Raw genomic sequence first — 26,244 nt, 5'->3', positions numbered from 1 at the left:
TTCTTTAATGCTTTTTATAATTACTACTATTAATTTTATATTCTATAAAATCTATAAAAATTCCTTTAATTTGATTAAAACAAAAATTTCCTAGAAGCTATTAATTATATGAATTCTCACCTACCTTTAAACCAGCTAAATAACCTGTAGAAAAAGCTATTTGTATGTTAAATCCTCCTGTAAAAGCATCTACATCTATAAGTTCTCCTGCAAAATATAAATTATCTATTATTTTAGATTTCATTGTAGATGGATCTATATTTAAAACATCAATGCCTCCAGAGGTAACTATGGCTTCTTTTATAGATCTTTTACCCTTTATAGTTAATGTTAAATTTTGTAGTAGATATACTAAATTTTTTCTTTCTTCCTTTGTAATAGAGTTTACTTTTTTATTTGGATCAATTTTACTTAATGTTATTATAATATCTATTAGTTTTTTGTAATAAATCATTTAAAGAGTTTCTGAAATCTTTATTGCAATATTTTTAAAATCCTTTGTATTCTTTCATCTAATTCATTAGATGAAAGAGCAGGTTTCAAATTAATTGAAATTTTTAGATTACCTCTATCTATTACACTACTAGCTGTAAGTATAATTGGTCCCGATATTCCAAAATGAGTGAATAACATTTCTCCAAAATTTTTATATAAAGTTTTATTATTAGAATCCATAAGTTTTATTTCTATATTTTTCAATGATAATCCTTGTAAATCTTTTACCCACTCCTCCTTTGTCTCCAATGGGACTAATGAAGGTTTTAAATCTTTTATATTATGCCCTAAAGTTTCTGCTATTTTATGGCCGTCTCCTTCAGAGCCTGTTTGAGGATAAGATATTCCTCCTGTACATAATATGAAGTAATCTCCGTTTATTTTTTCTCCATTGTCTGTTTCAACATATTTTATAGTTGAACCTTCCTTATGAATTTTTGTTATTCTTTTATTAAGTAATATTTTCACATTTCTTTTTTTTAGTTCTTTATCTAAAGCATATATTATATCTGAGGATTTATCTGAAACAGGAAATACTCTATCTCCTCTTTCTATTTTTAATTTAATATTTCTATCATTAAAAAATTTAATAGTATCTTCATTTGTAAAAGTATATAAAGGACTATATAAAAAGTAGGGATTAGTTGGAATATAATCGAAAAATTCGCTTACATCTTTAGCACTTGTTACATTACATCTACCTTTTCCTGTTATATATAATTTTTTACCTAATTTTTCATTCCTTTCTATTAATAGAACATCATGTTTTTCGGCTGCTTTAATGGCCGCCATCATTCCGGCAGGTCCACCACCAATTACTATAATTTTTGACACCTTATCACCTCTATAATTTATTTCCTAATATTTATTATATAATAAAATTCATGGCTATAAATATATATTTTATAATAAAAAGCATTTATTTTATACGTGATTTTTCAACCTTACAGTTTTAACTTATTATTATGATAAATTTATTATAATATTCAACGGTATGCTGTTTATATTTAAATACACATATAAAAGTTATTAAATATTAAATTTTGTGAATATAGATAAATAAAAAAAGAGGTTCGAATTATCAAACCTCTTTATATATACGTTATTTAAAAATTAATACCATCCTCTTAATTTCATAGCTGCTGCAACTTTCTTAATTGAGTGCATGTAAGCTGCTTCTCTCATTGTAACGCTATATTCTTCTTTTATAGTCCAAATTGATTCGAAAGCTTTTACCATAGCTTCTTCTTCTTTAGCTTCTACTTCTTCTTCTGACCAATAGTAACCATATAAGTTTTGTACCCATTCAAAGTAAGAAACTGTAACACCACCAGCGTTAGTTAATATGTCTGGTGTAACTGTTATTCCTTTTTCTTTTAATATAGTATCTGCATCTGGAGTTATAGGACCATTTGCAGCTTCACAAACTAGTTTAGCATTGATTAAAGAAGCATTTTCATGAGTTATAGCATTTTCAAGTGCTGCTGGAATTAATATATCTACGTTTAATCCCCAGAACTCATCTAAAGATATTTTTTTTGCTCCTGGGAAACCTAATAGATTTCCATTTTGTTTTACATATTCTATCATAGCTTTTCCATCTAAACCATTTTCATTATAGATAGCATAAGTTCCTTCTTCTTTGCACCATTCAGCTAAAGCTATAACTGTTCCACCTAATTTTTCACAATTTAATACTGTGTGACTTCCAACATTACCTATACCTTGAATAGCTAACTTAGCTTTTTTCATATCTATTCCTAATTTAGCTGCAGCTTCTCTTGCAGTTACTGCAACACCGAATCCTGTAGCTGCATTTCTTCCTAAAGAACCACCAAATTCAACTGGTTTACCAGTTATAACTCCAATAGCACTTCTTCCTACTAATTTATTATATTCATCTACCATCCAAGCCATTATTTGTCCATTTGTATTTACATCTGGAGCTGGCACGTCTACTTTTTCACCAATTAATTTATGAATACCATCTATATATCCTCTACTTAATCTTTCAAGTTCCCCTTTAGATAAAGTTTTTGGATCAACTATAATTCCACCTTTTCCACCACCATATGGAATTCCTGTTACTGAACATTTAAAAGTCATCCATATTGATAACGCTTTCACTTCGTCTAAAGAAACATTTGGATGGAATCTTACTCCGCCTTTTGTTGGGCCTACTGCATCATTATGTTGAGATCTGTAACCTTTGAAAACCTTTACTGAGCCATCGTCCATTTTAACTGGAATTGAAACTTCAATTACTCTTTGAGGTTCTTTTAATAACTCATACACTGCTGGTTCCATACCTAGTTTGTCACAAGCTATTTTAACCTGTTTTTGTGCATTTTCAAATGGATTTAAATTTTCTTTTGCCATGTTGATTACCTCCCAATAGTGAATATAATATTGCAACAAATTTTGCAATGTTACATTTAAAATTTATTTTTTAAATTAATTTTATATTATATATATTCTATAAATTTTAAATTATTCCTCCCATGAAATGAAAAAATTATTTAATTTTTAGAAAAATGATAAAAAACAGAAAAAAGAGGCATAAAATGGTCCTCTTTTTTATAAAAACTCTAAAAAACAATATTTTAGGAATATTTTAGTATTTTTTATCTTTATTGTCTCTGTAAGAATAGACTTCATATTCTTGCCAAATATCCTCAAGGGTACTAAAGGTTGATGAGATTTTTTCTTTCTCTCTTAAACCAACTGCAATAATTAGTGCATTTATTACACTAAGTGGTGCAACTAAAGAGTCAACAAAAGAAGCCATGTTGCTTTGTGCTATTAATGTATAATCTGCTTTTGTAGCTAAAGGAGATAATAAGCTATCTGTTATAGCCACAACCTTAGCTCCTCTATTTTGAGCAAAAGTCAATGCTTCTATAGTTCTAGCTGCATATCTAGGAAATCCTATACCTATAACTAAGTCATTTTCTGATACATTTATCATTTGCTCAAATATATCACTAATTCCATAAGCAATTATATTTACATTGTCTAATATTAAGTTTAAATAAAATCCTAAAAATTCTGCTAAAGCAGTAGAGCTCCTAAGACCCATAATATAAATTCTCTTAGCTTCAAATATATTATCCACTACATCTTGAAAAGTGTTATGATTAATTTTCTCTAAAGTAGCTCTTATATTTTCTATATCGGATTTCAATACACCCTTTAAAGCAGATTCTTCACTTACATAATCATTAGAAAGTTCTATTCTTTGAACTGTTGTAAGTTTATTTTTTATAAGTTCTTGTAGAGCCTTTTGAAGTTTTGGATATCCGGTAAAGCCAAGTTCATTGGCAAATCTAACTACAGTAGATTCACTAACACCTACGCTTGTTCCAAGTTTTGCAGCAGTCATAAAAGCAGCTTTGTCATAATGCTTTAATATAAATTCTGCTATTAATTTTTGACCTTTACTTAATCTTGGGAATTTAACTTGAATTATTCTCATTAGATCTTGTTTATTTTCTTCCATATATAAATCAAATCCTTTCTTACAGATAAAAAAAATTATGCATCATCTATTTCAGTTTATCATCTATTGAAGACTTTATCAATAGATGATGCAATTGTTTGTTAATTGAACTATTTTCTATATCTATTATTCGTAGATATCACTATGTTTTTTTATGTAATATTTAAATATAATCTATAAATAAACATCAACTTGGTTTTAATATAAATTAAAGTATATATTAAAACTGTGTTTACAGTTACAATTTTAATATATACTTCAATTTGTATAGTTTAATATATGTCCAAATATATTATATAATAAATAGTATTGTATATAATTCAGCTTTAATATATTAAAGCAAAAATTCTTGATTTGGCTTATATATTTTCTATAAAACATATTTCTTTTTTAGTTAAATATCTCCACTGACCTAATTTTAAATTACCTTTTGATATATTCCCTATAGAAACTCTATCTAGATCTATAACAGGGTGGCCTATAGTACTACACATTCTTCTTACTTGTCTGTTTTTACCTTCATGAATTTTAATTATTATTTCAGATGTGCTTTCATTTGTTTTAATTATTTCCAATTTTGACGGTGCTGTTATATAGTCTCCTATATCAATCCCTTTTTTAAATAATTCTATATTTTCTTTTTTCACAATGCCTTTTACTAGTGCTTTATAAGTTTTTATTTTTTCAAATTTAGGATGGATAATTTTATTATATATTTGCCCATCATTTGTAAGGATTATTATCCCCGATGTATCCATATCTAATCTACCTATAGGATATACTCTTTCTTTAACATTAACTAAATCTAAAATAGTTTTTCTGTGTTTTTCATCTTTAACAGTACACACATACCCCTTAGGTTTATTTAATAATATATATATTTTATTCTCTTCAGGCTTTATAATTTTACCGTCGACTTTTATAATATCTTTTTCTAAAACAACCTTTTTCCCTAATTCTTTTATTTTAAATCCATTAACTTCTACTCGTCCTTCTAAAATAATGTCTTCACACTTTCTTCTAGAAGCAACACCACAAGAAGCCATATATTTTTGTAATCTTTCTTCCATGTAATCACCTTTATACTATATTTTTTTTGTTCTACCAATACTATTGTATAAGTTTTAGTCAAAAAGTCAAAATTTAAGTAAATTTCCATGTAACAAAACTAAAACATTTAAAACCAAAAGAATATTTCAATTTCTTAGATTAGCAAAAACGTATAACTCTTTAAAGGTAATTTATTTATTATACCAACTTAGGAAGTGTATTACCTCCATGAGGAAGTACATAAGTTTTTAAATGTTCTCCTTTTTCTTTTTTTACTATATCCAAAGCTTCTTGCAAGGTTTTTACAACTCTCACTTTTGTATTTTTCATAAGATTATGATCTATGCTACTTACTAAAATCAAATTAAATTTTTCTGCTGTATCACAAGCTATATAACTTGTATGCTTGGATATACTGTAATTATCTCTAAGCTCTTTTTCTCTGTCTAATCCATTGGTGAAGTCTGTAAGCATCATTTTAACACCATCATCTCCACCTAAGCCTTCGCTACATTCAGAAAGTACTATAATTGTACCATCTTTCTTGCAAGCTTCCCTTGCATTAATTATAGTCTTAGATGACTGATAGAAGTTTATATCTTTAGGGAACCCTCCAGCTGTAGCTATAACTAGATCTGCTTTTTCTTTTATATCCACTCCATCTATCTTGTCCACATATTCTCTACCCTTATCGTGAGCCTTTATATAATTACCAGCTACGGCAGCACCTATTTTACCATCTGGTCCTATTATTATATTAAACATAAATGTTGGTCTTACAAAACTTGCAGCTTCCAACATATCATTATGGATTGGATTATCATATATATTACCAGAACGTACATTAGAATCTTCGCCATCACCAAGATTTCCAGAGAAGGATAACGAATGATTAGCCATTACTGTTTCAAAACCACTTATTCCAGGTAATATAGCTTTTTTACCACCAGAATAGCCTACTAAGAAGTGATAAACTATTCCACCTGTGAGTATTATGTGATCACATTCCAATGCAATTCTGTTAATCATTACAGGAGTGTTGTAAGAGGTCCTACCAACATACACCAAATCATCCTTCTTAGTACTTACATGATCAATTACTTTATATTTATTATATAATTCTTCGCCTAGAAGCATTTTATGTTCTTCTTTTGTTTGTTGTCTATGAGTACCTGTGGAACTTATAAAAATTATATCTTCATCTTTTATATTTGCTTTTTTCAATTCTTTAACTACGAAAGGTAAATATACGCTGCATCTTTGCCATAATCTAGTTATGTCAGGAATAACTATACAAACTTTTTCCCCTTCATGCACAAGTTCCTTTAAAGGTGCGCTACATATAGTATTTTCTATAGCGTCTTTTATCACCTGTTCTTCTGTTTTGTTTCCACTCCAGTTATTACGATCTATTACCCCTAAGATGTCTTCTTTTGGTAATGAAAATTTCACATCACCATTTCCGTATTTTAATTTTAGTTCCTCCATCATTAAAGCCTCCTTTAAATTGTGACAAATTAATTTTCAATTTACACTTTTTACGTAAATCTGTCAAGGGTAAAGTAATAATAAAAATCATTGTTTGAGGGTTATATAATAAAATAAAGTTATTAATACTTTGTAATAACTATGTTTTTAATTTTTCATAATTATGTCTAATATTTCTTTATCGGTTTGTATTATTCCTGTTATATTAGATGCCATATTTTTTATTGTACTCTGTATATGATATAAATAAATCGCCTTCCAATAAGTAACAAATACCTGTACTTACTCCTGTACCAGCAGATATGGCACGACCACAAAAGTAGATAATTTACCAGAAAACTTATGTATTTACTTAATTTAAAATTATAAAAAACATCCCTATATTAATTCATATAGAGATGTTTTTATGATTTTAGTCCATATCATGTATACTCATCTTTCTTATATGTTTTGTATGGCTCCATTCTTTATCATTTTTATTTAATATTCCTTGGATAGTTATAGGAATCCAAGTTAATGTGTATATTCCATATAATAAATACCATATAAACATTTTTAAAGATTTTTTTCTATCTATTATGTATAAAAGTAATACAAATACTGATAAATATATTATTGATAAAATAACTGCTTGATATAACTTTGGTTTATTTCCCAAAATCCATGCAAATAAAAATACATTTAAAGAATAGATGAAAAATGTGAAAAACATTCCTTTTGAAAGCTTCTTTTCTAAAAGCATAATAAGTGGAGTAAATAAAAATTGTACTACACTAAACAATTTCCATACCCAAGGAGAAAATAAGTAGCTTATTACAAATATATTCGCACCTTTATAAGAATTATTTTGTATTAAAGTAAGACCAGCTGAGATGGCAAGTAAAACAGTAACAAAAGGCTGTACTGTATATAAAGCACAATCTAAAGCTATAAAATTTCTTTCTTTAAAAGCCTTTTTTACAAGCTTTGTAAAGAACCTTGAAGATACATCTGTGAATCCTTGCATCCATCTTTTTCTTTGATTCCAGGATTGCTTTAAAGTAAGAGGTTTTTCATCATAAACTCTAGCATTGTGAGCCCAACCTACTTTATGTCCATTTAAAACTAGCTTACAGGTGAATTCTAAGTCTTCAGTTAGACAAGTTGCACCCCATCCTAACTCTTGTAAAGATTGTGAATCCATACAAAAACCAGTTCCACCTATTTGATTTGATAATCCCAAATTGGCCCTAGCCAATTGAAATAATCTGTTCGCTGTCCAAAAAGCTATAGAATAAGAACCAGTTATCCATGAATCATTAGGATTTTTACTATCTATATATCCTTGAACAACTTTGTATCCTTTAAGCATTTTGTAATTCATTTCTTTTAAAAAGTTTTTAGAAACTAAGTTATCTGCATCAAATATTGCTATAGAATCATATTCTTTATCCATATTAAATAGTTTAGCAAACATCCATTCTAAAGCATAGCCTTTTCCTCTTTTATCAGGAACGTTTCTTTCACAAACATATACTCCATCATAAGTTTTAGCAATTTCAGCAGTTTCATCAGTGCAATTATCAGCTATTATGAAAATGTCATATAAATTTTTAGGATAGTCTAGAGATTTTAAACTTTCTATTATTTTTCCTATAACCATATCTTCATTATGTGCTGCTACTACTAAAGCAAAAGTTTTCTTAAGGGCACAGCTTTCTGCACCAGTGTCTCCTTTTTTATATATACCAAATAAAGACAATATGAGGTAATATAATGTTAATATAAACGTAAAAATTTGAAAAATTAGAGTGAAATAAAAAATAAAGTCCTTCATTAGTTTTACCCTTTCTATTTAAATATTAAACAATACTGTTCTTGATTTATTAAAAAATTACACTGCTATTCATAATAACATATTTTTTCATAGTTGTTAATCAATAAAAATATTTTTTATTTTCTGAATTAATCATTTCAATTATATATTCGTCATATTATAAAGTAATAATATATACATATAATATCTATTACACAATTATATAAACAAATTGTTATTTATATATATAATTGTGATAATCATATTGATTTTATATATATTATGTGCTATACTTTATATTGTAATAAGTTATTGAAACTGGTTATGTAAATGTATACATAACATATAGTATACTCTATTAGCATTTAACATTAAATTAAAGGAGTGTTTTTTATGAACAAAAACTTTAATAAGATTCCTGAAAATGTATTGAGTGAAATGGATAGCCTAATAGGTGCTTCTGGAATGTCAAAGGAAGAATTTGTAAGAAATCTAATTATGACTTATGGTATAAACTCTGAAGCTCATAACTATGCTGAACTTCTAAAGGGATATGATACCTATTGTGATAGTTTTATAGGCTAATTTTAAAATTATTAGTCTTTACCCTTATATATAATTATAAAACTAAAAAAGTGCCATGCTACGTGTAGCATGGCACTTTTTGAATTAAATATATCAAATAAAAACACATGAATCTTACTATATTTATTTTTTATTACAGCATAAATTAAAAAGTTTGTTTGATTAAACTATTAAAACTTATTATAATATATCTATATAATGCTAAATTATGTAATAACTTTTTTAAAGGGGGCTAATGTAATGTTTACTAAAGAGAATCTTAAAAAACTTACTCTAAAAAAGAAAATATTAATAACGTGCTTAGTAATTTTCTTAGTTTCAATGAGCTCATTAACTATATTAACTTTTAAAATGGTAAGTAATAAATTTCGAAACCAAGTTAAAGAAGATGGACTAAACTTAGCAAAACAAGTAAGTTTTCAAATTACATCATCTCAAAAAGCTATGAGTGAGATTGATAAAATTTTATCAGATAAAGTTTTATCAATCTCAAAAATGACCATAGAAAATAAAAATATTTCTAACAAATATTTAATAGATGTTGCTGCAAAATGTAATGTGCAAGAAATAAATGTAACAGATAAATCTGGAAAGATAATATATTCAAATATGCCAGAGAATATAAACTATGTATATCCTCTAGATTATTCTGTACAAGATATATTAAAAGGTAATAAGGATAAAGTTATTGAAGATATAAGAGAAAATAAAGTGAATCATAATTATTATAAATATTGTGCATTAGCTATCCCAAATGGTGGATTCATACAAATAGGTATTGAAGCAAATGAAATTTACAATATTAATAAATCTGTAGATCCACAAATTATATTAGAAAAATTAACAAAAGACAGTAATGTAAAATTCGCTCTTATTATGAATGATAAATTTAAAGTTACCCACCATAGTGATAAGAAAAATATAGGAGATATTTTAAAGGATACTGGTAGTAAAACTGTAATAAGTACTGGTAAAAACTATTCATCTACATATAACTATAATGGTGAAAAAGTTTATAATGTAATACTACCTTTAAAAGATGATAATAATAAGTTATTAGGAACTATGAATATAGGTATATCCTTAGCCACAGAAGAAACAGCTCTTAGGAATATATTAATAAGTTCTATAGCAATAACTTTAGTGACATTTATTTTAGCCGCATTTGTAATACTTTATATAATTAGATTGTCTTTGAAACCATTAGATAATCTATCTATTATAGCGAAAAATGTTGCCAATGGAGATTTGACAGAAAAAGCTCCCATTATTAATGATGATGAAATTGGCCAATTAAGTAAAATATTCAATATGATGATAGATAACTTAAGAAGAATTACAGAAAAAATAAATGATTTCTCTGTACAATTATCTGCTTCATCTCAGGAAATCTTATCTTCTGCAGAACAAACATCAGCAGTATCAGAGGAAATTGCTAGTGCCACTGAAGAAATTGCCAGTGGCGCTGAAAATCAAGTAAAAGCCAGCAATGAATCTTCTTTATTAATGAATGATGTTATGGGAAATATGTACGTTTTAAAGGATGAATTTGATGAGATAATGTCTTTTTCAAATAATACAAATTCATTAGCCTCAAAAGGACAAAATAATATGTCTAATATGATACATCAAATGTTTGCAATCAGAAATAGTGTACTAAATTCTTCTGATATAATTTATAATTTACAAAAAAATTCAGAAGAGATAGGAAATATTGTAGAAATTATAAATTCTATAGCAGACAAAACCAATTTATTAGCATTAAATGCTTCTATTGAAGCTGCTAGAGCTGGAGATGCTGGAAGAGGTTTTTCAGTGGTGGCAGATGAAGTTAGAAAACTAGCAGAAGAATCTATAACTTCAGCTAATGATATTAAAAATTTAATAGTGAATACTCAAAATAATATTAAGGATGCTTTAGATTCCATAAATGATGGAGCTTCAGAATCTGAAAAAGGTGAAGAAATAGTTGTTGCAGTAAAGAAATCTTTAGAAGAAATTTTAAATTCATTTTCAAATATAAATCATAAGTTTAAAAATGTAGATTCTATAATTACACTTTCTAATGATAATATAACAGCTATGGCATCACAATTATATGATATAGAAAACATATCCAACACAGCATCTGCTAATACAGAAGAAGTATCTGCTTCAACAGAAGAACAAAGCTCTAATATACAAGAAATTACTGAATCTATAGAAAGATTAGTTGGTATGGTGGAAGATTTAAAACAAAGTGTATCTGTATTTAAACTTTAATTAATATAAAAATAAAACCTAGATTATTAAATCTAGGTTTTATTTTTATATTCCTATATATATTAAGTAAAGTCCTATAATTAACACAATTATCCCTAAAAATATTTTCAATATTTTATTAATTTTGTTCACCTTAGAAGATTCATTTATAGATTCAACAAAACCTAAAGAAGTTCCGGATAGTATTATTACAAAACAATGGCCTATAGAATATAGAAGCAACATAAAAAAACCTAATAATATGTTACCTTTAGTTCCTACAAAAGCCAATATAGCAATTAATATGGGTGTAGAACATGGTGATGATAATATTCCTCCTAATATTCCTAAAAATAAAGCTCCAAGTAGACCTTTTCTTTTTTTAGGTACCTTACAGGAATTATTATTATATTCTATGACGCCTATAAGCTGTAACCCTACAAAAAGCATTACAATTCCTAATAATAAATACCACAATTTACTACCTGATACAAATAGTCTTCCAACTAAAGAAGATATTATACCTAAAGAAGTAAAAGTAATTATTATACCTAAAGAAAAAAACAAAGAATATTTAAAGGCAGTTTTTTTATCCTTTTTACCATACTTATTCACATAACCTATGATTAAGGGAAGAGAAGAAAGTATGCACGGGCTAAAAGAAGAAATTATTCCTCCTATAAATGATATTAATAAAGCTAAAAATACACTATCTCCCATGAGACCAATAGCTTTAGTAATTATATCATTCATGTTATTTTACACCCATTTTATTTAGTATATTTATGATTTCTTGTTTTGTAAGTATACCTTCATGTTTAAAAAATACTTTACCATATTTATCTAGAAATATTTGTGTAGGAACTACTGAAACTTTATATTTATCTCCAAATTCAGGATTCTTAGTTAAATCTACTATATGAGTGTCAACTTTATCTTTAAATTCTTCTTTTATCTCTTTTATAATGGGATACATCTTTCTGCAAGGAGCGCATGTAGGTGAACTTAATTCTAACAATATAGGCATCTTACCCATACTAGATTCATAATCAATATTCTCTTGATTTATTGAATCCCCACCTAAATTTGAATATTCCTCTTTAGGTTTAACAGCTTTAAACCATGCCATAACAGCTATAATAATTATTAATATCAATATAATAAATAATTTAAGTTCTTTTCTCATAATTCCTCCTTTATGCTATATAATATATTGTAAAAATTTTAAAATAACCTTCAAAGAATATAATTTCTCTGAAGGTTATTTTAATTTTAACATATAATTATTTTTATTGCTAAATTAAATTTCTGTTAAACTATATATATCATTTCGTATATGCTTTAAAAGAGGTAATTCTTCTCTTATCCTATCTTCGTAATCTAAATCTAATTCGGAAAAAATCACATCTTCTTTATCATCTAATCTGGTTACTATTTTTCCCCAAGGATTGGCAATTAATGAATTCCCATAAGATATATAGTTACTATTTTTATCTCTAGCAGGTGCAACTCCTATCATATAGACTTGATTGTCTAATGCCCTGCTTTTAAATAAGGTTTCCCAATGAGCAGGACCTGTGGTCATATTAAAAGCTGCTGGAGCAAATATAGCTTTAGCTCCATTAAGGGCCATTATTCTTGAAAGTTCTGGAAATCTTATATCATAACATATCATCAACCCTAATTTTCCCCAAGGAGTATTAAATAATGTTACTTTATTTCCAGGAGTTAAAGTATCCGATTCTTTAAATCTAACACCTCCTTTTACATCTATATCAAATAAATGTACTTTCCTATGTGTTGCTATTAATGATCCTTTATTGTCAACTACAATAGAAGTGTTAAAAATATGATTTTTTTCTATTTCAGGAATAGAACCTGCTACAATATAAATATTTAAGTCTTTTGCAGTTTTTTTTATAGCCTTTACAGTTTCTCCTGGATTTTCTTCATTTATTGTCTCTGAATAGGGTCTAAAATATTTATTTTCATACGGACAATTAAACATTTCAGGTAAAACTGCTACATTGCAATTTCCCTTTTTAGCTTTTGTTATCATTTCTATGGCTTTCATTATATTTCTTTTCTTTTCTTTTTCAACTTTCATTTGACATAAAGCTATTTTAAATTTATTCATAAAACCCCTCCAATTTAGTTATTTATTATTTTCAGGATTAATATTGTTGCCTTCTAAAGTACTATCTACAAAAACATGCTTAATATATTTATTTAATATAGACTCAAATTTTTCTTTGTCTGAAGAAGGTATATCCCAATCTCTTCTATCTTTTTTATTCTTCTTATTTAAAAAAGTAAAGAAAAAAACATTAGGATGTTTAGGGTGCCACTCCCATCTTGTTATATCTTCCCAATATGTAAAATTATATATTTTATTACTATATAAACTTTTATTTCCAATACCTTTATCTGTTACTATTTTTAATTTAGTAAAATCATACACAGTAATTATAAGATAGATTACTATAAGTAATCCTATATTAGAAGCAGCACCTTTTATGAAAGCATACAACATGTAGGATACAACTCCTAGCATAAGTAATAATATAAAACTTTGTTTTACTGCACTTCTTTTTAATGTCATCAATTTGGCACCAATATTTTTATTATGCTCCCTGCCTATTATAAAAGAATAAAAAAATTGAATAACTATAGCTATTACTAAAACTATTTGCAATATTTTTTCAAAATTCAAGGAAATCCCTCCAATGTATACTAGATTTATTTAGAGCATTTAACATACACTACATATTCTACAATTTAAAATAAAAGTCCTTTTTCTTCCTTTATATATTTACATTACAATTCAATTCTGCTAACATTTATTCACCTATAAATGTTACCAAAGTTTAATTATAAATACTTATATTTGGTTTATACTTTATTATTTGTTAATAATTATTATGTATGTTATTTATATAAAATTATTCATAAATAAATATATATTTTAATGTGAAAATTGAATTAAATTAAATATTTAATAGTATTATTATGTGATTAAATATTTAATTTGTAAAACTAATATGTTATAATTAATGAATTCTAATTTTATATGGGGCTAATAATTATTTTAAAGGAGAGATATTTAATTTGGAACATATTAATTATGACTCATTACTCATACTATCTTTATTTGCATTTATAACACCAGTTTTCATAAATGCATTCAAGAAATATAAAGTTCCTTTCGTAGTTGGGGAACTTTTTGTAGGCATTATAATTGGGAAAAGTTTTTTAAATTTAATACATATAGATCCATGGATAGAATTTTTATCCAATCTAGGATTAGCGTACTTAATGTTTTTAAGCGGTTTAGAAATTGATGTTCATAGTATAAAAGTTAGTAAAGATAGTAAGGGAGCAAATAATATAATAATTTGTATTATAATGTCTTTATTATCAATATTAATGTCATTTTCTATATGCAAATTTTTATATTATCTAGGACTTATTAAGGATGTTGTTTTTATGACTTTTTTATTTTCAGCAGCAGCTCCTGGTTTTCTAGTTCCTTTTTTAAAACAAAAAGGTATATTAAAAACAGAATTTGGACAGATATTACTAATATTTTCTCTTATGGGGGAATTTATAAGTTTAATTGCTATGACAATTATATCCTCTAAGATAACTTATGGATTAAGTTATAAAAGCTTCTTGTTCTTAATTGTCATTATAATTTCATTTCTAATTTACAAAGTTTTAAGTAAATTACAGGGTAAATATGATTTTCATAGATTAGCCACTAATAATACTCATTTGGAAGTAAGGGCAGCTTTTGCATTAATACTTATTTTGGTTACTATAGCAAATAAGACTGGTACAGAAATAGCCTTAGGATCATTCTTAGCTGGAGTTATATTTACTTTTTTAACAGATAAAAGCCATGAAGAAGATTTAAAATATAAATTAGATATTATTGGATATGGATTTTTGATTCCAATATTTTTTATAATGGTTGGAGTAAATTTAGATATAACTACTATATTTAAAAATCCTAGAAGTTTAATAGCAATTCCTTTGATTGTATTAATAATTTATATAATCAAATTTATTCCTTCTTTAATACTAAGGTATAAATTTAATACTAATAAAGCAATATCTTCATCAATTATTTTATCTAGTCAACTTAGTATACTTATAGTTGGTGCTCAAATTGCTTCTAATTTAAAATTAATTCCTGAAGAAGGATATTCTGCATTAGTTTTAACAGCTGTAATATCTTGTATGTTGTTTCCTTTTATATTTGATAAAATTATGAAATATGATGATTTAGAAAAGAATCCACAATCCACTGCAAATAAAATTTGTGTAAGAGAAGTTATTCCAACAAATATAAATATATTTAACAAACCCTTAAAGGATTTAAATATTCCTCAGGGTGCTAGAATTTTTTTGATAATTAGAGATGAGCAAGAAATACTTCCAGATGGTAATTCTCTTATTTTGGAAGGTGATATGCTATTGATTGCAGGCCTTGCTGACAAATCTCTGGAATTTTTACAAATATTGAATGATGAAATTTAGAAATTATAAAATTAATAAGGAGCAACTAAAACTTTTTAGTTGCTCCAATTAATTAAATTATTTAAATATATGGGTTCCTACAAATAAAAATCCTATCATTATTAAAGCTATTGCTATGTAAAATACGGCCTTAGCAGCATTTTTATTGATTTTAAATTCTATATACGAACTTAATAAGTTCAACAATATTAGCAATGATATTATTATATTATTAAATTTGATTTTAGATAAAATAACTATATTTTTATTAAAAAGTATTATAGCACCTAACGCTAAAATTATACAAGACAGAATAATTTGGATAATTGCAAGGATCCTTGCTTTATTATTTGGCATTTTCATCCCACTTCCTATAAATAATTTTTAAATTTGTCACTGTAGTTTAATTATATTTTTGCCAGTTAAATTAGAATTATTATTTGAGTATAATATATAATTCTAATAAATTCAAATTTTATTTAGCTATAAATAATTGTTATATATATATTTAACTTTTTATTATTATTTCAAAGCATTTAAAAGGTAGTTTCTTATCTCTAATCTAATATTACTGTCAGTTGATTTAGCGTTGGTTTGATGTGCAAAATATGATTCTATAAGCTCAATTTGATTAGCACAACAAGTTAAATTAATATAAAATTTTTATATTAATTATGCAAGTTTTTATATATGTGCATATATAAAAATACCACAAGAAAATTAAATTTCTTGTGGTATTTTTACATTTTTATTTTTCTAATAAGTCTTCATATGTCCATCCAGATTGACCTTTTTCCAATATAAGCAATCTGTCTTCTTTTATTCCCTTTCCTTTTAAATAGTTATAAGTTTTTTCAGCTCCACCTTTTCCTTTTGGACAAATAATAGCTATTGGCTCTTCTGATGATGTAAGTTTATCCATAACTTTATCAAGCTTAGCTTTGTCCTCATCAGTTTTTACAGGGTAAGCACTAGTTTCTATAGCCCCTTTTATGTGATGTTTATCAAATTCATCTTTTACTTGAATATCTAATATTATAACTTTTTCTTTTTTCTCAATTTTTGATTTTAATTCATCAGCTTTTATGTAGTTGAATTTTTTTGAATCCTCTTTCTTATCATCTTTTTTAGCTTCCTGTTTAGTTTCTTCTTTATTATCAGTACTAGTTGATGTATATTTGCTGCAGCCTACTAGAACAAATGAAAACAATGCCACCACTGATAACAATAAAGCTATAATTTTCTTTTTCATGTTTAAATCCCCCTATGTAATTAATATATTACTATTTTAATTTATTAACTTAAATAATTCCATAGTTATAATATAATTTAATAGTTTACATATTATATATAAATTTATATTATATAGCTATAAAATAATATGAACTTTATTGTAAAATAAGTTCTTACAACAAAGTCCATAGATTAACGTAAAATAATTATTATAAATTGGGAATCATAATATGATGACTAATATATTTTATTTAAATTTTATAGCAGTACCATACACTATAACTTCTGCAGCCCCTTGCATTATATTACTTGTAGCATATCTTATATTTAAAACTGCATCTGCACCCAAAGTTTCTGCTTCTTTTGCCATCCTTTGAGTAGCTTTAGCTCTAGCTTCATTCATCATTTCTGTATAGCTTGAAATTTCTCCACCTACTAAGGTTTTAAGTCCGCTTAATATATCTTTACCTACATTTTTAGACCATACAATAGATCCTTTAACTATAGATAAAGTTTCTACTTCTTTTCCAGCAATATAATCAGTATTTACTAATATCATCCTTGTTCTCCTCCTTGATTTCTTTTATTCTTTCACGCATGTTGTATATTAATGCTCCAACCAAACCTAGAAAAAATAAAACTATAAGGATAACTAAAAGTTTACCTATGTTATTCCCTATATCTAAAATAGGGATTAAAAAGGCACTACCATATAATATAATTATTATTGTGAATATTATAGTTATAATTATAGTTCCAACATATTTCACCATATAATTATCTCCTTTTTCATAATTATGTACACATATTATATTACTTTATTAATAAAATTACTATATTATTTTTCATTTTTTTATTGTAAAATTATTATAAATATACAGACAATTTATAGAGGAGGGTTATTTTATGTTAGTTATAAATATTTGCGTAGGAAGTGCCTGTCATTTAAAAGGTTCTTATACAGTTATAACTCTACTTCAAAAATTAATAGAGAATAATAATTTAAAAGATAAAGTTGAGATAAAGGGTTCTTTTTGCTTAGGTCATTGTACTGAGGGAGTTTCTGTAAAGATTCAGGATAAAATTTATTCTGTAACTGAAGAAAATACAGAGGAATTTTTTAATAATGTTGTGCTAAGAGGTATATAAAGATGAATTATATAGATATATCTGGATTAAACTGTAAAAATTGTTACAAATGCTTAAGAAGCTGCCCTGTGAAGGCTATTAAATTTAAGAACGAGAAAGCAGAAATCGTTGGGGAAAGGTGTATATCCTGCGGAAGATGTCTTGTTATTTGTCCTCAAAATGCTAAAAAAGATAAACCAGATATTAAATATGTAAAAGAAGCTATAAATTCTGGTAAAAAAGTTATTGCTACTGTTTCTTCAGTATTTGCTGGAGTATTTAATGTTGAGGAAGGTAAAATAGTTTCTGCATTAAAGAAATTAGGATTTTCTTATATAGAGGAAACAGCTCTTGGTGGAGAAATTGTTGCTGAACTTTATAAAGATTATATAACTAAAACTAATTTAAATAATTATATAACCACATCCTGTCCTTCTACTGTAAATTTGATAGAAAAATATTTTCCACAACTAGTAAAATATATGATACCTGTTGCATCATCTATGCTTACACACGGGAAAGTATTGAAAGAAATTTGTGGTAAGGATACTTTTGTGGTATTCATAGGACCCTGTATAGCTAAGAAAACGGAATCGGATATTTATAAAAAAGAAAAAATTATAGATGCTGTTATAAATTTTGATGAATTAAAAACTTTATTTAAAGATTATAATATAAATTTAGATTCTATGCCTATTGGAGAGTTTGATAGAAATGTTTATAAAAAAACCGGTTCTTTTACTTTAAATGGTGGAATAATAGATGCCATGGGAAAGGTAATAGAAGATAATAATCTTATTCCCATGTCAGTAAGTGGCATTGAGGAATGTATTCAAGTATTAAAAAGCATACAAATAGGACAACTATCTAATACATTCTTAGAAATTACCGCTTGCAGGGGTAATTGTGTTGGTGGTCCTAATATGATTAAAAATGAAGTTTCTTACTACACAAGATTAAATAAAGTTAAAAATTATATAAGAAATAGAGATACTACTGATACAATAATGCTAGCTTCTGTTCCTTATAATATTGATTTTTCTACTTCATTTATAGATAAATGCTTTCAAAGTAGCAAGGCTTCAAAAGAAGAACTTACAAAAATAATGAAAAGCATGGGTAAATACACAAAAGAAGATGAGTTAAATTGTGGAGTGTGTGGATACAATACTTGTATAGAAAAGGCTCAGGCTATATACGATGGTATGGCAGAACCGACCATGTGTCTTCATTTTATGAGAAATAAAGCTGAAAATTTAAGTAATGTGATCTTTGAAAATACAGCTAATTGTAATTTTATATTAGATGAAAACATGAATGTAATAGAAATAAATCCTGCTGCAGAGAAAGCCTTTATGATAACAGCTAAAGATATAAAAGATAAACCAATATCTTTATTAATGAATGATGAAGATTTTAGATATGTTAGAAACACAGGAAAAAGCATTGTAGGTAAAAAAGTACACTATTATAAATACAATGTGGTTTTTATTAAAACTATAGTATATATTCCTAAACAAGATATAGTTGTTATATCTATGATAGATATAACAAAAGAGGAAAAAACAAGAAAGAATTATTAAAAGTAAAAGAACAGACAATAGATACGGCTCAAAAAGTAATAGAAAAGCAAATGAGAGTAGCTCAAGAAATAGCTAGCCTTCTTGGTGAAACTACTGCAGAAACTAAAATTACCCTAACTAAATTAAAACAAGTAGTGGAAGGAGATAAAAGTGATATAAGATGAGTTTGTTTGTAGAGGTAGCCTTTCATAGTTTAAATAAATATGGTGAAGAATTGTGTGGAGATATGGTAGAGGTTGTTCGACTTTCTCAATGCACCATAATAGTATTGGCAGATGGATTGGGCAGTGGTGTTAAAGCTAATATTTTATCTACATTAACTTCTAAAATAGCAGCTACTATGCTTAAGGAAGGAGCTAACTTATATGATACAGTAGATACTATAGTAAATACTTTACCCATATGTAAAATAAGAAACATAGCCTATTCTACGTTTACTTTAATAAAAATATATAATAATGGAGATACCTATATTGCAGAATATGATAGCCCTCCAATATTTATTATAAGAGATAATAAATATTTAGATTTTCCTAAAAAAGAAATAATAATAAATTCTAAAAAAGTTTTAGAAAGCAATATAAAATTAAAGCCTGGTGATTTTATTACAGTAGTAAGTGATGGAGTTATTCATGCTGGACTAGGAGAAATACTAAATTTGGGATGGCAGTGGAAAAATGTTAAAGATTATTTAGAGAGAAGATCATATCAAGATGTATCTGCTCAATTTATTGCAAAGGATTTATTAGAAGTATGCTGGGATCTTTATGTTGGCAAACCTGGGGACGATATAACAGTAGTTTCTGTAGATATAAAAGAACCAGCATATGTAGACTTATTCACAGGCCCTCCTAAAAATAAAACTAAAGATAAATACATTGCAACTCAATTAATGGAATCTAAAGGTAAAAAAATAATATGTGGAGGAACCACATCTAATATATTCCAAAGAGAATTAAATAAAAGTTTAAAAGTAAATCTTGAGCTTATAAATAATAATCTCCCACCTACTGCTAATATGGAAGGTATAGATTTAATTACAGAAGGAGTTTTAACTTTAAGTCGCGTTTTGGAAATAATAAAAAGTTACTCTGATCCCTTTTGTAAAATTGATTCAGAAGATGATTTAATATTAGGAAAAGATGCTGCTTGTTTGTTAGTGAAACTATTAATGGAATGTACTCATTTAAATATATGGGTTGGCAGTGCTATGAATCCGGCTCACCAAAATCCTAATTTACCTGTAGATCTAAGTATAAAATTGAAATTAGTGGAAGAATTATCAGAACATATGAGAAGGTTAGGGAAAAATGTTAATGTAAATGAAATATAGTTTATCTTTCATATAAAAATTAATTAACTTACTTAAATAAATTAAAGATAATATTGCAGTAAAGATACTGTATTAATAATTCATTTGGGAAAATTTCTTTATGTAGGAGGCGATTTATGTACTATATAAATTTTAAAGAAGCTAATTGTAAAAACTGTTATAAGTGTTTAAGAAGCTGTCCTGTAAAAGCTATAAAATTTAAAGATAATCAGGCAAAAATAGAAATAGAAAGATGCATATTATGTAGTCGTTGCGTTTTAATATGTCCTCAAAATGCCAGAAAGGTAGCTAATTATTTAGATAAAGTAAAAACAGCATTAAATAAAAACAGAAAAATAGTAGCTTCTATCGCTCCTTCTTTTATGGGGAATTTTTCTGTGCCTTATGGAAAAATAGTAGCATCATTAAAAGCATTAGGTATAAAATATGCAGAAGAAACTGATTTAGGAGCTGATATGACTACTAAATTATATAAAGAATTTATAAAACAAAACAATCAAGATTATTATATTACAACTGCCTGTCCTTCTGTAAATTTACTTGTTGAAAAATACTATCCAGAACTAATTAAATATATGTTAGCTTTTATGTCTCCCATGGCCTGCCATGGGAGAATGCTTAAGAAAGCATATGGTGAAGATTATTTTACATTATTTATAGGACCATGTACTGCTAAAAAAGCTGAACACAAAACGTATGACTTTGAAAATAGTATAGATGCAGTTTTAACCTATGAAGAATATATAAATTTATTAAAAGATTATAATATAGATATAAAAAATTTAGCTGATACAAATTTTGATAACAAATCTTTAGAATTAGGTGTTTATTATCCTATACCTGGTGGAATTATTAATAATATAAAAGATATTTTAAAGAATAAGAGTATAAAACATTTTTATGTATCTGGAGTATATCAATGTATAGATATTTTTGAAAGTATAAGAAAGGGATATATAAAAAATTCTTTTATAGAAGTTAGTTCTTGTGTAGGTAGTTGTATAGGTAGCCCTGAAGTTATAACTAATAATCATGAATACTATCATAAACTAGAAAAAGTTGAAAATTACATTAAAAATAGAAGTAACCATACAGAATCATGTACAAAAATCACTGCTTTAAATAATTTTAAGAAATATAATTTAAACTATAAAAGAGATTTTATAGATAGATCTATTAATAAGAAAGTCAAACATGAAAATCAAATTAAAAATATATTAAAATCTATGGGAAAGCATAGTAAAGAGGATGAATTAAATTGTGGAGTCTGTGGATATGATACGTGTGTAGATAAGGCTAATGCTATCTTAGATGGAATGGCAGAATCTGAGATGTGCCTTCATTTTATGAGAAGTAAAGCAGAAAATATTTCTAATATAATCTTTGAAAATACGGTTAATTGTATAATAATGGTTGATTGTGAATTAAATATAATAGAAATAAATCCTGCCACAGAAAAAACATTTATGATAGAAAGAAATGTAGTTAAAAATAAACCTATAAAATTTTTAATAAATGAAGAAGATTTTATTAAAGTAAAAGAAAGTAACCAAAGCATTTTAGGTAAAAAAATATTCGTTACTAATTATGGCTTATTATTTATAGAAAGTATTATTTTTTTACAAAAACAAAATATCTTTCTTTTATCCTTAACTGATATAACAGATGAGGAAAAAAATAAGAATAAACTAAAGAAAATTAAAGAAAGTTCTTTTAGTGCAGCAGAAGAGGTACTAGAAAAACAAATGAGAGTTGTGCAAGAAATTGCTAGTCTTTTAGGTGAAACCACTGCAGAAACAAAAATAACTTTAACTAATTTAAAGAGAATAGTACAGTTTTCTGAAGAAGAATATTAATTTATCTCATAACTCACGTTTAATACTTTTATCTTATATATTTATAAAAAGAGGCAATAAATTATAAATTACTGCCTCTTTAGATTTAATACAACACTTTTCTATATTCAATGTATAATTAATTATATATTACCTTGCAATATCAAATATATCTAGATTTTGATTTTCTATCCCATTAACTTTTACATCTACCATAGCTTTTAGTGTATCTAATGTTGTTATTACTCCTATATTTCTTTCAATAGCTTCTCTTCTTATATGAAATCCATCTCTTTTTGAATCATTACCTTTTGTAGGGGTATTAATTACTAAATCTAATTCACCTTTTTTAATTATATCTATTATATTAGGACTTTCTTCATTAATCTTTTTAACTTCTTTAACTGCTATATTTTCTGTTTTTAAAAGTTCAGCAGTTTTTGACGTAGCTACAAAATTAAAGCCGAATTTATTAAGTTGTTTTGCTATAGGTAAAAATTCTTTTTTATCCTGATCATTTATAGTGGCAAGTATAGTTTTACTATTATTCTTAATAAACATGTTAGCTCCTATAAATCCTTTATATAATGCTTCATCTAATGTTCTACCTATGCCTAAAACTTCTCCTGTAGATTTCATTTCAGGGCCTAAGCACATTTCAACTTTAGGAAGCTTTTGTGTAGAGAATACTGGTACCTTTACAGATATTAGTTTAGGCTCATTGTATATGCCTACACCATATGATAAATCATTTAGTTTTTCACCTAGCATTACTCTAGTTGCTATATCTACTATAGGAACTTTACTTACTTTGCTTATATAAGGAACAGTCCTTGATGCCCTTGGGTTAACTTCTATTACATAAAGCTTTTTCTCAAACTCAATAAATTGTATATTTAGCATACCTTTTATTCCTATGCCTAAAGCAATTTTCTTAGTATACTCAAGTATTTTTTCTTTTATATCTATGCTTACATTTTGGCTTGGATATATAGTTATACTATCACCAGAATGTACTCCTGCTCTTTCTAAATGTTCCATTATACCTGGTATTAAAATGTTTTGCCCATCACATATAGCATCTATTTCTATTTCTCTTCCCATTAAGTATTTGTCTATAAGTATTGGATTTTTCTTGTTTTTTTCAAAAGTATTTGATAAATAATATACTAGTTCTTTTTCATCATGAGTTATCTCCATTCCTTGACCTCCAAGTACATAAGAAGGTCTTACAAGCACTGGGAATCCTAAGTTTTTAGCTTCTCCTACTCCCTCATCTATGGACCAAATTGCTTTACCTTTAGGTCTTGATATTTGCAATTTTTCTAACAATTCATCAAATTTTTCTCTATCCTCTGCTATGTCAATTTGATCTGCCGTGGTGCCAAGAGTTAATATATTTTTTTCTTTTAGAAACTTAGCAAGTTTTATTGAAGTTTGCCCTCCAAATTGAAGTATTATACCATCTGGATTTTCCTTATCAATTATATTTAATACATCTTCTTCTGTAAGTGGTTCAAAATAAAGTTTATCAGATATATCAAAATCCGTACTAACAGTTTCTGGATTATTGTTTATTATTATTGTTTCTATGCCTAACGTTTTTAAAGACTTTACACAATGCACTGAAGCATAATCAAACTCTATTCCTTGCCCTATTCTTATAGGGCCTGAACCTATAACAATGACTTTTTTATTTTTACTAACTTGAACTTCATCATAAATATCATAGGTAGAATAATAATATGGAGATAAGGCTTCAAATTCTCCACCACATGTATCAACCATCTTATACACTGGTTTTATTCCCCATATATTTCTAATTCTATATAAATCTTCTGGACTTATATTTAACATATCTGCTATTCCTTTGTCTGAAAATCCCTTCTTCTTTAATTTATAGAGCCATTCTTTATCTAAATCATCTATTTTACTAATCCTTAATCTTTGTTCTTCTTTAACTATCCAATTAAATTTTTCTATAAAAAACTTATCTATACCAGTTATTTCAGCCACTTTATCTATTTTATAATCACGTCTAAGCATTTCAGCTAAAGCAAATATTCTTTCATCATCTGGATATGTAACTCTACCTTTTAATTCTTCCATGCTAAATTCTCTAAACTTTGTATGTTCTAATGAGTATTTTCCTATTTCTAATGAACGTATTCCTTTTAAAAAAGCAGCTTCAAAATTATTTCCTATAGCCATTATTTCTCCTGTAGCCATCATTTTTGTACCTAATGCTCTATCTGCATCTTGAAATTTATCAAAAGGCCATTTTGGAATTTTTACAACTACATAATCTAGAGATGGTTCGAAACAAGCATATGTTTTTTTAGTAACTGCATTTTTTATCTCATCTAAGGTATAACCTAAAGCTATCTTAGCTGCTACCTTGGCTATTGGATACCCTGTTGCTTTTGATGCTAAAGCAGAAGAACGGCTAACTCTTGGATTTATCTCTATAACTGCATATTCAAAAGATTGTGGATTTAATGCAAACTGCACATTGCAACCACCTTCTATTCCTACTGAGTTTATTATATGTATAGAAGCAGTTCTAAGCATCTGATATTCTTTATCAGATAAAGTTTGGCTTGGTGCTACGACTATACTATCTCCAGTATGAATACCTACAGGATCTATATTTTCCATATTACATACAGTTATACAATTACCTCTATTGTCTCTCATTACTTCATATTCTATTTCTTTCCAACCTTTAACACTCTTTTCTAACAGAACTTGTCCTATAGAACTTAATTGAAGCCCTAATTCAAGTATTTGTTCTAATTCCTCTTCATTTTCAGCAATTCCTCCACCAGTTCCTCCTAGGGTATAAGCTGGTCTAACTATAAGTGGATATCCTACCTTATTTGCAAAATCTTTTCCTCTTTCTATATTAGTTATAATTTCACTTTGTATAACAGGCTCATTTATTCTGTTCATCATATTTCTAAAAAGCTCTCTATCTTCTCCCTGTTTTATAGATTCTATAGATGTACCTATTACATTAACTCCATATTTTTGTAATATTCCTTTATCATAAAGTTCCACTGCTAAATTTAATCCAGTTTGTCCTCCCATTCCTGCAAGAATGCTATCTGGTTTTTCTTTAACTATAACTTTTTCTACAAATTCTATTGTTAAAGGTTCTAAATAAACTTTATCAGCTACTTCTCCATCTGTCATTATTGTAGCAGGATTACTGTTTATAAGTATAACTTCTACGCCTTCTTCTTTTAATGATTGGCAAGCTTGCGTTCCTGAATAATCAAATTCTGCCGCTTGACCTATTACTATTGGCCCGGATCCTATAACTAAAACTCTTTTGATATCTTTATTTAATGGCATAATTACTACCTCCTAAATTACGTATTAAAATATGAGACATGGTTATTAAATTATAAATATAAAGAACAATTACTATAAATTTTGTTTAATTTAAAAATAAA

At 26.8% G+C, this 26,244-nt stretch carries 20 protein-coding genes and 2 pseudogenes; 7 read left to right on the top strand and 15 right to left on the bottom strand.

Annotated elements, in window-relative coordinates; genetic code table 11:
* Positions 1–100: 100 nt before the first annotated feature.
* From NGI68_RS00620 to NGI68_RS00595, 6 genes and pseudogenes are all read right to left on the bottom strand, one after another.
* Positions 101–1,329, bottom strand: a pseudogene (locus NGI68_RS00620) (BaiN/RdsA family NAD(P)/FAD-dependent oxidoreductase).
* Between the two features lie 279 nt (positions 1,330–1,608).
* Positions 1,609–2,874, bottom strand: a complete 1,266-nt coding sequence (gene gluD / locus NGI68_RS00615; RefSeq protein WP_251859546.1) for an NAD-specific glutamate dehydrogenase — start codon at positions 2,872–2,874, stop codon at positions 1,609–1,611.
* Positions 2,875–3,109: 235 nt separating this feature from the next.
* On the bottom strand, positions 3,110–3,994 hold the full coding sequence (locus tag NGI68_RS00610) for a MurR/RpiR family transcriptional regulator (protein WP_251859545.1): 885 nt from the start codon (positions 3,992–3,994) through the stop codon (positions 3,110–3,112).
* A 359-nt stretch (positions 3,995–4,353) separates the two neighbouring features.
* Positions 4,354–5,064: a pseudouridine synthase gene (locus NGI68_RS00605; RefSeq protein WP_251859544.1), complete on the bottom strand. Its 711-nt coding sequence runs from the start codon at positions 5,062–5,064 to the stop codon at positions 4,354–4,356.
* A 178-nt stretch (positions 5,065–5,242) separates the two neighbouring features.
* Positions 5,243–6,532, bottom strand: coding sequence for a lactate racemase domain-containing protein (locus NGI68_RS00600; protein ID WP_251859543.1), 1,290 nt, complete (start codon positions 6,530–6,532; stop codon positions 5,243–5,245).
* Between the two features lie 412 nt (positions 6,533–6,944).
* The gene (locus NGI68_RS00595) at positions 6,945–8,348 is read right to left on the bottom strand and encodes a glycosyltransferase family 2 protein (protein ID WP_251859542.1); all 1,404 of its coding nucleotides are present in this window, start codon (positions 8,346–8,348) and stop codon (positions 6,945–6,947) included.
* 372 nt (positions 8,349–8,720) lie between these two features.
* Here NGI68_RS00595 and NGI68_RS00590 point away from each other — a divergent pair, with 372 nt between their 5' ends.
* Together NGI68_RS00590 and NGI68_RS00585 are read left to right on the top strand one after the other, a co-directional pair.
* A complete protein-coding gene (locus NGI68_RS00590) occupies positions 8,721–8,912 on the top strand; it encodes a CopG family transcriptional regulator (RefSeq protein WP_251859541.1) in 192 nt (63 codons plus the stop codon).
* Positions 8,913–9,152: 240 nt separating this feature from the next.
* The gene (locus NGI68_RS00585; RefSeq protein ID WP_251859540.1) at positions 9,153–11,174 is read left to right on the top strand and encodes a methyl-accepting chemotaxis protein; all 2,022 of its coding nucleotides are present in this window, start codon (positions 9,153–9,155) and stop codon (positions 11,172–11,174) included.
* Between the two features lie 45 nt (positions 11,175–11,219).
* On the opposite strand, the gene NGI68_RS00580 is transcribed toward NGI68_RS00585, so the two are convergent.
* The 4 genes from NGI68_RS00580 to NGI68_RS00565 all read right to left on the bottom strand — a co-directional run bounded on the left by NGI68_RS00580 (position 11,220) and on the right by NGI68_RS00565 (position 13,866).
* On the bottom strand, positions 11,220–11,906 hold the full coding sequence (locus NGI68_RS00580; RefSeq protein ID WP_251859539.1) for a cytochrome c biogenesis CcdA family protein: 687 nt from the start codon (positions 11,904–11,906) through the stop codon (positions 11,220–11,222).
* 1 nt (position 11,907) lies between these two features.
* The gene (locus NGI68_RS00575; protein ID WP_251859538.1) at positions 11,908–12,339 is read right to left on the bottom strand and encodes a thioredoxin family protein; all 432 of its coding nucleotides are present in this window, start codon (positions 12,337–12,339) and stop codon (positions 11,908–11,910) included.
* Positions 12,340–12,453: 114 nt separating this feature from the next.
* Positions 12,454–13,290 carry a carbon-nitrogen hydrolase family protein gene (locus NGI68_RS00570; RefSeq protein WP_251859537.1) on the bottom strand — a complete coding sequence of 279 codons (837 nt, stop codon included), beginning with the start codon at positions 13,288–13,290 and terminating at the stop codon, positions 12,454–12,456.
* 18 nt (positions 13,291–13,308) lie between these two features.
* Positions 13,309–13,866, bottom strand: a complete 558-nt coding sequence (locus NGI68_RS00565; RefSeq protein WP_251859536.1) for a DUF5673 domain-containing protein — start codon at positions 13,864–13,866, stop codon at positions 13,309–13,311.
* Between the two features lie 395 nt (positions 13,867–14,261).
* Here NGI68_RS00565 and NGI68_RS00560 point away from each other — a divergent pair, with 395 nt between their 5' ends.
* Positions 14,262–15,695 (top strand): cation:proton antiporter, encoded by a 1,434-nt coding sequence (locus NGI68_RS00560; RefSeq protein ID WP_251859535.1) that lies wholly within the window; start codon positions 14,262–14,264, stop codon positions 15,693–15,695.
* A 57-nt stretch (positions 15,696–15,752) separates the two neighbouring features.
* Here NGI68_RS00560 and NGI68_RS00555 read toward each other — a convergent pair whose 3' ends face one another.
* The 4 genes from NGI68_RS00555 to NGI68_RS00540 all read right to left on the bottom strand — a co-directional run bounded on the left by NGI68_RS00555 (position 15,753) and on the right by NGI68_RS00540 (position 17,680).
* On the bottom strand, positions 15,753–16,031 hold the full coding sequence (locus NGI68_RS00555; protein WP_251859534.1) for a hypothetical protein: 279 nt from the start codon (positions 16,029–16,031) through the stop codon (positions 15,753–15,755).
* Positions 16,032–16,422: 391 nt separating this feature from the next.
* Entirely contained in the window at positions 16,423–16,926 is a 504-nt protein-coding gene (locus tag NGI68_RS00550; RefSeq protein WP_251859533.1) for a rhodanese-like domain-containing protein, read from the bottom strand.
* Between the two features lie 228 nt (positions 16,927–17,154).
* Positions 17,155–17,466 (bottom strand): YbjQ family protein, encoded by a 312-nt coding sequence (locus NGI68_RS00545; protein ID WP_251859532.1) that lies wholly within the window; start codon positions 17,464–17,466, stop codon positions 17,155–17,157.
* A complete protein-coding gene (locus NGI68_RS00540) occupies positions 17,447–17,680 on the bottom strand; it encodes a hypothetical protein (RefSeq protein ID WP_251859531.1) in 234 nt (77 codons plus the stop codon). The genes NGI68_RS00545 and NGI68_RS00540 overlap by 20 nt, the downstream gene beginning before the upstream one ends.
* 115 nt (positions 17,681–17,795) lie before the next feature.
* Between NGI68_RS00540 and NGI68_RS00535 the strand changes: the two genes are divergently transcribed.
* The 4 genes and pseudogenes from NGI68_RS00535 (at position 17,796) to NGI68_RS00520 (ending at position 22,807) form a co-directional block, all read left to right on the top strand.
* Entirely contained in the window at positions 17,796–18,056 is a 261-nt protein-coding gene (locus NGI68_RS00535; protein ID WP_286010071.1) for a (2Fe-2S) ferredoxin domain-containing protein, read from the top strand.
* A 2-nt stretch (positions 18,057–18,058) separates the two neighbouring features.
* Positions 18,059–19,782 (top strand): annotated as a pseudogene (locus tag NGI68_RS00530) ([Fe-Fe] hydrogenase large subunit C-terminal domain-containing protein).
* Entirely contained in the window at positions 19,779–20,951 is a 1,173-nt protein-coding gene (locus NGI68_RS00525; RefSeq protein ID WP_251859529.1) for a SpoIIE family protein phosphatase, read from the top strand. The pseudogene NGI68_RS00530 and the gene NGI68_RS00525 overlap by 4 nt, the downstream one beginning before the upstream one ends.
* 116 nt (positions 20,952–21,067) lie before the next feature.
* Positions 21,068–22,807, top strand: a complete 1,740-nt coding sequence (locus tag NGI68_RS00520) for a [Fe-Fe] hydrogenase large subunit C-terminal domain-containing protein (protein WP_251859528.1) — start codon at positions 21,068–21,070, stop codon at positions 22,805–22,807.
* A gap of 129 nt (positions 22,808–22,936) precedes the next feature.
* On the opposite strand, the gene carB is transcribed toward NGI68_RS00520, so the two are convergent.
* The gene (carB, locus tag NGI68_RS00515) at positions 22,937–26,143 is read right to left on the bottom strand and encodes a carbamoyl-phosphate synthase large subunit (protein WP_251859527.1); all 3,207 of its coding nucleotides are present in this window, start codon (positions 26,141–26,143) and stop codon (positions 22,937–22,939) included.
* Positions 26,144–26,244 lie beyond the last annotated feature (101 nt).

It is taken from the genome of Clostridium sp. Marseille-Q2269, from assembly GCF_943736985.1.
Classification (GTDB): domain Bacteria; phylum Bacillota; class Clostridia; order Clostridiales; family Clostridiaceae; genus Clostridium_F.
Note: the sequence above shows the minus strand (reverse complement) of the source record. Positions and strands in the feature narration are given on the sequence as shown.